Raw genomic sequence first — 10,780 nt, forward strand, 5'->3', positions numbered from 1 at the left:
GCAGGGCCGCAGAAGCCTAGTGCCTGGTCATGCACGGGTGAAGGACGGGTTTCATACCGCAGCAAGACGCCGCGCGTCTCATCACCTCAGGGCGGAGAACGCGTCTGCAGGACTGCCTGCAGCAAGCGGTCGCGGATCGCTGACGGCCGGGTTTCGTTCCACGCCATCAACAGATCCAGCCGTGACGCATCCTCTGGCGCCTCCACCTGGAGCGGCCGGAATACCACGTCCTCGCGCGCTTCCATTGCCAGCGAAGCGGGCAGCAGCGCGACACCGAACCCGGCCGCCACCAGTGCGATCAAGGTCTGCATCTGCCGCCCGTGCTGCACGATGTCGGGCACGAACCCGGCGGCCTGGCACAGGCTGATCAGCTGGTCATGAAATCCTTTGCCGAGTGTCCGGGGCGAGGCGACGAACGCTTCGTCCCTGAGCAATGCCAGCTCGATGCTCGCCTTCGCCGCCAGCCGATGACCGGCCGGCAGCGCCACGCAGATCGGTTCGCTCAACAGCCGTTCCATGCGCAGGTGCGGCGTCGTGGTGCCCGGCGTGCGCATGAAGCCGATATCCGCCCTGCCCTGTTCCAGCGCGTTGACCTGCTCCTGGGTGGAGGCCTCCAGCATCGTGAAGGCTATGCCCGGGTTGAGCGCTCGAAAGTGGCGCAGCGTCTGCAGCAACGCGGCATACGGGGCGATGTTGATGAAGGTCAGGGTCAGATGGCCCTCGATGCCCTGGGCCACCCGCCGCGTCTGCGCGACACCCGCCTCCAGCGACTGCACGGTACGGCGCGCCGTCTCAAGGAACGCGTCCCCCGCCGGCGTCAACGCCACGCTGCGGTGGGTCCGTTCGAACAGCGGCGCACCCACGGCGCTCTCGAGTTTGCGGATCGCCTGGCTCAGGGGCGGCTGCGCCATGTGCAGCCGCTCGGCGGCGCGATTGAAATGCAGTTCCTCGGCCACGGCGATGAACTGTTGAAGCAGGCGGGTCTCGATCACTGAAACACCAGACCTCTTGAATGCCGGGATTGAGCCGGCTCAACATACCAAATCGCTCCATTTTCGGCAGGCGGCATCACAGCCGCATCCCCAACCAGATGACCGCTTCGGTCGCGCTGGAGACGATCGGGCTGAGAATCCTGGGCCAGAACGCGCCGGCCGGGGCCTGCTGGAGCGACTGGTCATGGTGCTGCTGCTCGTCAGCGATGATCGACGAGATTGCCGTCACCGCGGCCGGGTCACGACCCTCCAGCACGGAGAGTTGATGCTCAAGGTGGCGGAGCACCACGCTCTCAACGGCGGTCGTCGTCGCCGCAATGGCCCCGCGTCCCAGCAGCCCTGTCATGGCACCCAGGACGAAGCCGCCGATACCGCAGAGCCAGTAGCTCCTGCAACGAGCGCGCCCGCGCTGCGCCAGCTCAGCACCGAAAATGGCCCGATGCCGTCGCTCGTGGGAACGAAACTCGCGCAGCTCATTCAACATGTCTGGCGCGGTCAGACGGGCCAGGAGAATCTGCCCGCTATAGATGCAAATGGCGCCATGCTCGCCAGCATGGTTGACCTTGAGGATGCGATCCCCAAGATCGGGGGCGACCGGTTGCACGACGACGTCCATGTGAGTCCTGAGTGCCGCGCTGTTGTGGCCTGATCTTAAGCGCGCTGGCGCCTGCCAACAAGCCGCGGGGTACGCCGGTGAAGGCTTACTCCTTGATGTCCCGCTCCGTCGCATCTTTGTCCATCACCTCGCGGCGCTGGGCCTGGCGCCAGGCGTCACCCGCGGCCCGTGCCTGGGCATCGAGTTCCTTGTTCTGCCGGTCGTTCTCCCGGTACTCGGCCCATACCTCCGGCGTGATCGTGTCCAGTTGATGATCAGGCCGCAGCTGGATCGAGGGGGTATCCCTCATGGACACCGTAAAGCTGTCGAACAGCCATTGCCGTCGCAGCTCAGGGGAGGCATACAGAAGGTCAGGCTCCGCGTAGGTGTGCATCGGCAGTGCCTGTTCGGCAAGCGTGGTGTCGGAGGAAATCCGAGCCAACCTGACGACGAATCGCTCATGGTCGCGATCCTTCTGGTAGAGCGCGGCGACGTCGCCGTCGATCCACAGGACGTACCAATACCCCGCAATGGGATGCACCTGGAACGGGTGTTCACGGACCAGAAGGAGATCGCTGCGGTCGCCGTAGAGTGCGCGCCAGCCCGGCGGTGCCGGACGGATGCCGCAATCGACGCTCCCCTGCATGACGTTTTCCAGCATGGGCCTGCCGCCGCTCGCGAAAAGCCGCGTTGTCCAGCACCGTGAGCTGTCGCGGTTGTGCGATGCCATCAGTACCGCGCCTTCGTCCAGCACCACCGCGTCGGTATGCACGAACTGATCGTCAACGGCGTCAGGATCCTGCAAGAGCGCCGAGAAGTCCTTGTCTGACAGCCTGCTGCCATCCACGTAAATCTCGTACGTCGTGTAGTGCTGGTACTTGCTGACGTTGATGTCCAGCCGGCTTTCCGTAACGGCCACGACCTTCAGCGTGCCCGATGAAAACACGGTGTCCCGCTTCGTCCGTGCACAGCCACCGGCAAGCAACACTGCGCACACCAGCAGCGCCGCGCCAAGCAGGACGGAATAGCTTCTGGTATTCATCGTGCTGCGGCCTGCGGGTGGGGGAAACTGACCCCTGCAAGCATAGCCGCTCCAGCGCCACGTATCGGCCAGTACGGCACCCGAGGGTGCCGCACCGCCCTGCCCCGCTCGATCAGAAGCTGTAATCCAGCGACACACCCACCGTGCGCGGCTGCATCATCACCGCGTTCCAGCGGCGGTACTGCTGCGCACCGGCTGCAGGAATCGTCCTGCCGGCCGCCACGTAGATGTCCTTGTTGGTGAGGTTGGTGACGAAGAAGCGCACGGTCGTGTTCTGGCTGCTGACTTCGGCGGTCAGATCCACCGTGGTGTAGCTGGGCAGATCGAACGACTGTGTCGATGCCACCGATGCGGCACGCTCGCCGTAGTAACGCAGCGCGCCGCCGACGCTCCAGCCCCACTCACCGCTCGTCGGGAACTGGTAATCGGCCTGCAGGCTGCCGGCCCACTCGGGCACCTGCGGCAGCTGGGCACCGGATTCGGCCTGATTGGGGCCGCCCGGGCGCGCCGGCGGAATCGGCGCGGTCAGCTTGGCATCGGTGTAGGTCAGGCTGCCGCTCAGGCGCAGCCCGTCGACGGGCATCAGAGCGCCGGTGAATTCAACGCCCTGGCTGCGTGCTTCGCCACCATTGACGCCATAGGAGATGCCCTGGGCCGTGAGCAGATTCAGGCGGATGTCATCCCAGTCGATCCGGAAGGCGGCCACTTCCACCAAGGCACGACGATCCCAGAAGTGGCTCTTCAGGCCGGCTTCGTAGTTGATCAGAGTGTCCGACTTGACCTGCGATGGCACCTCCGGCGCGGCCGGCAGGATGGGGTTCGGGCTGCCGGCGCGGTAGCCGGTGGCCACCCGCACGTAGGCCATGGTGTCTTCGCCGAGGAACAAGCGCGGGCTGGCGCTCCAAGTGGTCACGCTCTCCGAGGAGTCGGTGATCCGCTGCACCCCGTCACCGCCCAGCGGGCCGCCGAGGGTCTGGCGGAACTCCTGGTCATTGCGGGCATGGCGCACGCCCAGGGCCAGATCGAAGCGGTCGGTGAATTTCCAGGTGGCGTTGCCGAACAGCGCCTTTTCTTTATAGGTGGTCAGCACCGAGGCGGTGAACAGGTCGAGCACCGGATTGAAGGCCGGGCTCAGTGCACTACCCCGCTCGATATAGGCGGCATCCTCATCGGTATAGAACGCGCCGAGCTGCCACTGCAGCCGGCTGTCGCCCTTGGAGGTCAGGCGGAATTCCTGGGTCCACTTCTTCAGTTCGATGTCCGTGTCCAGTCCGGCGTACGCCATCACTGGACCCACGCCGGGCTTCTGCCCAAGCAGCGGAATGTATTCGACCGACTGGTCCTGCAGGCGCCAGGAGTTGGATTTCATCCAGCTGCTGGCCGAGGTGAAGTCGGCCCAGCCCACGTCCCAATCCACTGTCAGGCCGTACACGTCGTACTTGATCGTGCTCGGCTGCAGGAACAGATACTCGTTCGAATAGCCCGGCAGTTTCGGTTTGAACGTGGCCGGGTCCAGTGCCACGGTCGCGAAATTGTCGCCCTTGTTTTCCTGGCGCATTGCGGTAAGCAGCACGTCCACCGTGTCCGAGGCTTTCCACAGCAGCGAGAGGCGGCCGGCGTTCTGGTACACATCGTTGGTGTCGCGGCGATGCAGGACGCTGTTGTCGATCCAGCCCGGGCTGGTCTGCTCGGCATAGCTGGCGCGCAGGGCCAGCTGCCCCTTCACCAGCGGCACGTTGACCGCGGCGCGCTCGGAATGGCCGACCCGGCCACCATCGTCGACGACGCGCATCGTGGCGCCGGCGCGGCCCGAGAAGTACTCCAGATCCGGTCGCTTGGTGACGTACTTGACGACGCCGCCCAGCGCGCTGGCACCGTACAGCGTGCCCTGCGGGCCGCGCAGCACTTCCACGTTCTGCACATCGTAGGGCAGCAGGTCGAACATGCCCGAGGTGGCACCGGACAACGAGCCATTCGCGGTGAGCGGCACATCATCCACATAGATCGAGGTCGAGGCGGTATTGCCCATCGGCGTGATGCCGCGGATCGAGATCGTCGAGCGGCCCGGCGCACCCAGGCTGGTGATCTGCAGGCCAGGCACCAGGCCGGCCAGGTCGTTCATGTTGTTGACCTGCAGGCGATCGAGCTGCTCTTCGCTGATGACGCTGATCGACATCGGGATATCGGTCACCACTTCCACGCGCTTCTGTGCGGTGGCGGTGACCGTGCCCAGCGTGTGCACGTCGTCGCGCTCGGGATTCTCGGCGGCGACCTGTGCCAGTGCCGTGGCGCTGCAGCCCAGGGCGAGGATGCCTGCAGCGCAGGCCAGCGACAACGCGTTCATTCGGAGCGAACAGTGACTCATGGTGATGAGACCTCGGTAGCGAAGCTGGGAGCCCACGGCAATGGGCACGGAATGCGGCAGTCAGGGCACCCCGGCGTTCTGGGGTGGGGGCCGGCCTGGCAATGACGCTCCTGGGATGAATGGCTACTTACAAGCCCATGTAGGACACAATAGTCCTGTTCAGAGAACTGTCAATCCTGCGTCGCAGCATTGACATGACTTCGTGCGCCAGGGGCACCCCCGCGCCTCAGCGTCCAGCGCCCCAGACCGCCTCGTCGCACCAGATCGTGCCGTCGCGATAGACGACGCCAGGCGTGCGGTCCTGCTTCAGGAAGGTGGGCCCATCCAGGTCGACGAGATCGCACCGTTGTCCGACCACGAAGCCCGGCGCAGCGCCCAGGCTGCTGCAGACCATGCAGCCGACCATCACACCCAGATCCGCTTCGCGCGCGGCTGCCGCGATCAGCAGCGCCTCGGTGAGGCCGCCGCACTTGTCGAGCTTGATGTTGAAGACGTTGAAGCGCCCCCTCAGGCCTTCAACGTCGGCCAGGGTGAGCGCGCTTTCGTCCGCGGCGAGCGGAATGGGCGAGACGAATCCATCGAGATCGGCCTCGCGCCCGCGGGCCAGCGGCTGTTCGATCAGCGCGACACCGGCGTCCACCATGGCGGTGGCCAGCCGGTCCAGATCACCGATCTGATACCCCTGGTTCGCGTCCACGCCCAGCCACACATCCGGCCGTACTGCGCGGATGGCCGCGACGCGGGCGATGTCCAGGTCGAGATCCCCCGTCAATTTGACCTTGATCGAGCGCGCCTGACGATAGGCGACCGCCGCCGCCGCCATTGCGGCCGGCTCATCGGCGCCGACCGTGAAGGTTGTCGGCAGTGGCCGCGGTGCCTCGAGCCCGGCAAGCGCCCACACGGGCGTTCGCGCCTGCCTGGATTGCAGTTCCCACAGGGCGGCATCGACCGCGTTGCGCGCGCCGCCCGCCGGCAGGATCGTACGCAGTTCCTCGCGGGTGGGATGTGCCTCGATCGCATCGCGCGCCGCTTCCAGCTGGATGCGCATGCTCTCGACGTCTTCGCCCAGGTAGTAGACCCCGGTCGCCTCGCCGCGCCCGACATGCGTGCCGTCATCCAGGGTGACGAGGACCGCCAAGCGGCTGTCGAACACATGGCTGGAAATGCGGAAGGGTGCCGCCAGGCGCAGTGCGTCGACGGCGATCCCGAGCTTCAGGCGCGCCATCAAAGGTGCGCCCCGTTTGCGGCACGGTCATACATCATCGGGGGCGTTGCCAACAGCTTGATCAAGCACATCTGGTTTTCCTGCCTCAGGATGAGTAATTCTCACATTGAGACATTAGTTCTCCGCGAAGAGAAATGTCAACGGGCGCCAGGTTCGGCGCCCGCCCCTCGCGCGGCGCTGCGGGTTACTTCGATGGCGTAGCGGCTGGCGCTAGCGCGGTCGCAATCTGCGAGAGGTACTTGTTCCAGTCGAACTTCTGGCCCTCGGGCGTCCAGCCCAGACGCACGATCACCGCATCCTGCGAGGGGATCACCGCCACGATCTGATGGTTGTGGCCCATCGCCATGAAGGCATCGGGCGCGACATCCTGCAGGACCTTGCGCCCTTCTCCACCGGCTTCAGCCCGGTTCAACCACAGCTGCGCGCCGTACGAGGGCCGCGGCGAGGCCGGGGTCGGTGTCACTGCGAAGTCGAGCCATTGCTGCGACAGCAGCCGCTTGCCGCCCGCCTCCCCGTGGTTGAGATGCAGCAGCCCGTACCGCGCCCAATCGCGCGCCGTCGCGTACCCATAGGAGCTGCCGACCAGCACGCCGGATTCATCCGGCTCGATCAACGCACTGCGCATCCCGGCGGGCGAGAACAGCCGCGTCTGGGCAAACCGGGTCATGCCTTCCAGCGTGCCACCGGTGGCCTCGAAGACGATCCGTGACAGGATGTTGGTCGTACCGGACGAGTAGCTCCAGTACGTCCCCGGGGCATGCTCCAGCGGCAAGGCGGCCGCAAGCGCACCCATGTCGCCAGCCTCGAACAACATCTTGATCGAGTCATTGCCGGGCTTGTAACTCTCCACGAACGCCAGTCCGCTGGACATCGTCAGCAACTGGCGCAGCGTGATCGCGCCGCGCGGGTCGCCGGCGCCCTTCCACTCGGGCACCGGTGCCGGCTCATCCAGCTTGAGCACACCGTCATCGACCAACAGGCCGACCAGCGTACCCATGATGCTCTTGGTCGCCGACCAGCCCAGCATGCGCGTGCTCTGGTTGAAGCCGGGCGCATAGCGTTCGGCGACGATCGCCCCGCCCTGCACCACCACGATCGCCCGCGTGTCGGGGTAGCCGCCCACGTTCTGCTCATCGAAGGCAGCGCCCACCGCTGCATCGAGTGCGGCGCGGTCGAGCTTCGCTTCAGCCACCGCCTGCAGCGCAGGCACGGGTGCGTCGCCCTGGGGCCAGGGGCGCGCCGACAAGGGAGCCAGGGGCTTGAGCCGCGCCGCCTGCGCGTTGAGGGCCTTCAGCGGGACATCGCCGGTGGTCAAGGTGCAGCCGACCGCCGGGCGATACAACGCGGTGCGGGTCGGCGTGCCGGGCGCGGACGCGGTGACCGTGCCGGCCTTGCGGTCCACCGACAGCACGACCGTTCTGGTGAACGGCGCCAGCGCGTGAATGTCATCGCGCAGCACGTCGGCTTCGGTGCGGTTGGCCACGAAAATGCCAGCACATGCAATCTGCGCCGAGACCGCGGTACCCAGATCGTCCGCGCTGGTGATCGGCGGTGCGGCGGCCAGGGCCGGCGCGGAGGCGGCGAGCGCCAGGGCCAGAAGGCTCCAGCCGGAGGTGTGTCGAATCATGAGGTGTGTCCTGGAATGGGTGGGGTGCGCACGTGGCTCAGCGCGTGCGGCAGGCGTGGCGCAGCGCCGAGCCCGCCCGGGCGCCGGTAGGCTTGCCGCCCTCGAAGCTGACCACGCCGTTGACGATCACGGTCTCGATACCGGTCGGTGCGCCGGCAGGGGTGTCCCAGCTCGCCACGTCGTCCAGGGCATCCAGGTCGAACAGCACGATATCGGCCCGCATCCCCTCGCGGATCAGCCCGCGATCGCTCAACCCCATCCGCTGTGCGGGCCAGCTGGTCATCTTGCGGACCGCATCCTCCAGCGTCAGCACGTGATTGCGCTTCACATACTCGGCGATGATGCGCGGGAACGTGCCATAGGCACGCGGGTGCGGCAGACCGATCGCGCCATCGCTACCGTAGTTCACCGCGGCCGCGGCATCGCTGCCGATGCTGACCCAGGGCTGGCGCAGCGCGAGCTGCACATCCTGTTCGCTGATCATGAAATACAGCGCGACCGCGCGATTGGGCAGCCCCTCCAGCGCGATATCCCAGGCCGCGTCGGCCGGGTCCAGATTCAGTTCGGCGCCGATCTCGGCCAGCGTCTTGCCGTGGAAGCGCCGGTATTTGTCGCTGAAGCTGTTGGCCAGGCGCACGTTCTGGAATCCGCCCGAAGCATGCACCAGGTTCGACCAGCCCGGCATCGAGCCGGCGGCGACCTCCTTCTTCATGCGCTCGCGCACCTTCGGGTCGCGTACGCGCTCGATACCTTTCTCGAGCCCGTCGGCCCAGACCCAGCTCGGCGCGATGATCTCCAGGCCGGTGCCACCGGCCGTATAGGGATACAGATCGGCGGCGACATCGACACCGCGATCGCGTGCCGCATTGATCGTCGCCAACGCCTGCGGCATCAGCTTGCCCCACTCCGGGGCATAGGCCGCTTTCAGGTGGAAGATCTCCACCTTGACCCCGCCCTTTTCACCAATCTCGATGGCCTCTTCGATGGCCTTGACCACGCCCTCGCTCTCGTCACGCATATGCGTCGCATAGAAGCCGTCGCATTGCGCGGCCACCTTGGCCAATGAGATCAGATCCGAGGTGCTCTGGAAGCTGCTGGGCGCATAGATCAACGCGCTGGAGATACCGAACGCGCCGGCCTCCATCGCGATCTTGACCTGCTCGCCCATGGCATCCAGCTGCTTGCGGGTCGGCGCACCGGCGGCATCGCCCATGACATGCACGCGGGCCTGGGTGGAGGAGTAGTAGGTGCCGAAGTTGACCGCGATACCCTGCGTTTCCAGCTGCTTGAAGTATGCCGGCATGCCCGCCGCGGGCACCGGCGGTCCGCCCTCGCCGCCGATCAGCGTGGTCACGCCCATCCGCAACTTGTTCTCGGCAGCGCCGTCCTTGAGCAGCGCCGCGCCGGACTGATCCATCATGTCGATGAAGCCGGGCGAGACATAACGCCCCGTCGCGTCGATCTCGCGGGTGCCCTGCCCCGGAACCTGGCCCACCTGGACCACGCGACCATCCTTGACCGCCACATCGGCGCGGACCCACGGGTTGCCCGCGCCGTCGAGCACGCGGCCGCCACGGATCACCAGGTCATGGTCAGCCGCGGCCACGTGGGCGGCAAACAGCATCGACACACCGGCCCAGAGCAGAGTGCGCTTCATCATTTCATCTCCTTGTCGGTGCCCGCGTCTGCGCGCACGTCATCCACGACTTCACGGACTGCAGCGACCACCCGATCAGGCTGATCGATCTGAATGTAATGGCCGGAGTCGCTCACGATCTGTTGCTGCCCGCGGCTCGACATGGCAGCCTGCTCGGCATGCAGGGTGCGCCACTCCTGCTTGAACCGGGCACCCTCCTCCGCCGTCAGGCCCATCTTCTTCAGCTCGTCGGGCTTGAACGGCTTCAGCGCGGTCAGCACGATCACAGGGCGGTCGCCAAACGACGTGACCGCACGGGCATCGTCCATGGTGCTGTCGAAACCATCGAGTTCGGCGGTCGCGCCCTTGACCGAGGCACTGGAGAAGGCCGTGATCTCCGCCGCCTCATCCTCGGGGCGCGGGCCATGATTGGCGCGCGAGAACAGGAAGCGCACCAGGCCGGTCCGCGACAGTGTCGTCGCGGTATGCATCAGCAGCGACACCTTCTTCGGATGGACATTGATGCTCACCACGCTGCCAAGCCGCGCGATCTGATCCGGGTGCGAGGGGTCGACCATCACCAGCCCGGCGACCTGATCGCCGTAGCGCCCCACATAGGTCCGGGTGTAAGGCCCGCCGATCGAATGGCCGACCAGCACCAGCGGATCGGTGATGCCAGCACCCTTCAACAAGGCGTGCAGGTCATCGGCCACCGCTGACGCACGCTGCGGGGTGCCCTTGGCATCGCTGCGCATGATGCCGGCGCGATCGTAGGCACAGGCGCGGGTGAAGCCTGCGATCCGGTCGTGTACACGCGTCCAATCCATCGTGCCGCCGGTGCCGAGGCCGGATTCGAAGATCACGGTGGGCGAGCCGCTGCCGCGACACTCGATATGCATCTGGCGCCCGCCCACATCGACCATCTGGCCGCGCAGTGGATGATCGGTTGCAGCGCTGCGTCGCGCCAGCGCCTCGTAGACCACGCCGATGAGGGTGAGGAGAATCACGAGCGCCAGCAGACCCAGCAGGATCCACTTCACCCATCGCCAAAACCGCCGCCAACCCTTCACTGCTGTCATGTCGTGCTCTCTTGAATGGCGTACTGAAGTGCGGGCCGACCCGAGGGGCCGGCACGCAAAGCGTCCAAGGGAGGGCTGACCCGTGCGGCGGCCAAGCATCCCGAATGGGATATAAACGTCCTGATAGGAGAATTGTCAATGTGCAGTGCGCCACGGTCCGGGTTGCCCCGGTCACCGTTGTGAAGACCCGCACTTCACGCGACGCACACTACCCTCTTG

At 66.1% G+C, this 10,780-nt stretch carries 8 protein-coding genes; all 8 read right to left on the reverse strand.

The window, feature by feature from the left end:
• Nucleotides 1-86 precede the first annotated feature (86 nt).
• Nucleotides 87-992, reverse strand: a complete 906-nt coding sequence (locus ACTT2I_RS08485) for a LysR substrate-binding domain-containing protein (RefSeq protein ID WP_421099964.1) — start codon at nucleotides 990-992, stop codon at nucleotides 87-89.
• A gap of 76 nt (nucleotides 993-1,068) precedes the next feature.
• Nucleotides 1,069-1,608: a demethoxyubiquinone hydroxylase family protein gene (locus tag ACTT2I_RS08490; protein ID WP_421099963.1), complete on the reverse strand. Its 540-nt coding sequence runs from the start codon at nucleotides 1,606-1,608 to the stop codon at nucleotides 1,069-1,071.
• A gap of 85 nt (nucleotides 1,609-1,693) precedes the next feature.
• On the reverse strand, nucleotides 1,694-2,629 hold the full coding sequence (locus ACTT2I_RS08495; RefSeq protein WP_421099962.1) for a hypothetical protein: 936 nt from the start codon (nucleotides 2,627-2,629) through the stop codon (nucleotides 1,694-1,696).
• 112 nt (nucleotides 2,630-2,741) lie between these two features.
• Entirely contained in the window at nucleotides 2,742-4,973 is a 2,232-nt protein-coding gene (locus tag ACTT2I_RS08500; protein WP_421588915.1) for a TonB-dependent receptor, read from the reverse strand.
• Nucleotides 4,974-5,220: 247 nt separating this feature from the next.
• Entirely contained in the window at nucleotides 5,221-6,219 is a 999-nt protein-coding gene (locus ACTT2I_RS08505) for a dipeptide epimerase (protein WP_421099960.1), read from the reverse strand.
• A gap of 184 nt (nucleotides 6,220-6,403) precedes the next feature.
• Nucleotides 6,404-7,846: a serine hydrolase domain-containing protein gene (locus ACTT2I_RS08510; protein ID WP_421099959.1), complete on the reverse strand. Its 1,443-nt coding sequence runs from the start codon at nucleotides 7,844-7,846 to the stop codon at nucleotides 6,404-6,406.
• 37 nt (nucleotides 7,847-7,883) lie between these two features.
• On the reverse strand, nucleotides 7,884-9,506 hold the full coding sequence (locus tag ACTT2I_RS08515) for an N-acyl-D-amino-acid deacylase family protein (protein ID WP_421099958.1): 1,623 nt from the start codon (nucleotides 9,504-9,506) through the stop codon (nucleotides 7,884-7,886).
• Nucleotides 9,503-10,660 carry an alpha/beta fold hydrolase gene (locus ACTT2I_RS08520; protein ID WP_421099957.1) on the reverse strand — a complete coding sequence of 386 codons (1,158 nt, stop codon included), beginning with the start codon at nucleotides 10,658-10,660 and terminating at the stop codon, nucleotides 9,503-9,505. Before ACTT2I_RS08520 ends, ACTT2I_RS08515 begins: the two co-directional genes overlap by 4 nt.
• Nucleotides 10,661-10,780 lie beyond the last annotated feature (120 nt).

This window comes from Stenotrophomonas sp. PUT21, assembly GCF_052232875.1.
Classification (GTDB): domain Bacteria; phylum Pseudomonadota; class Gammaproteobacteria; order Xanthomonadales; family Xanthomonadaceae; genus Stenotrophomonas; species Stenotrophomonas maltophilia_N.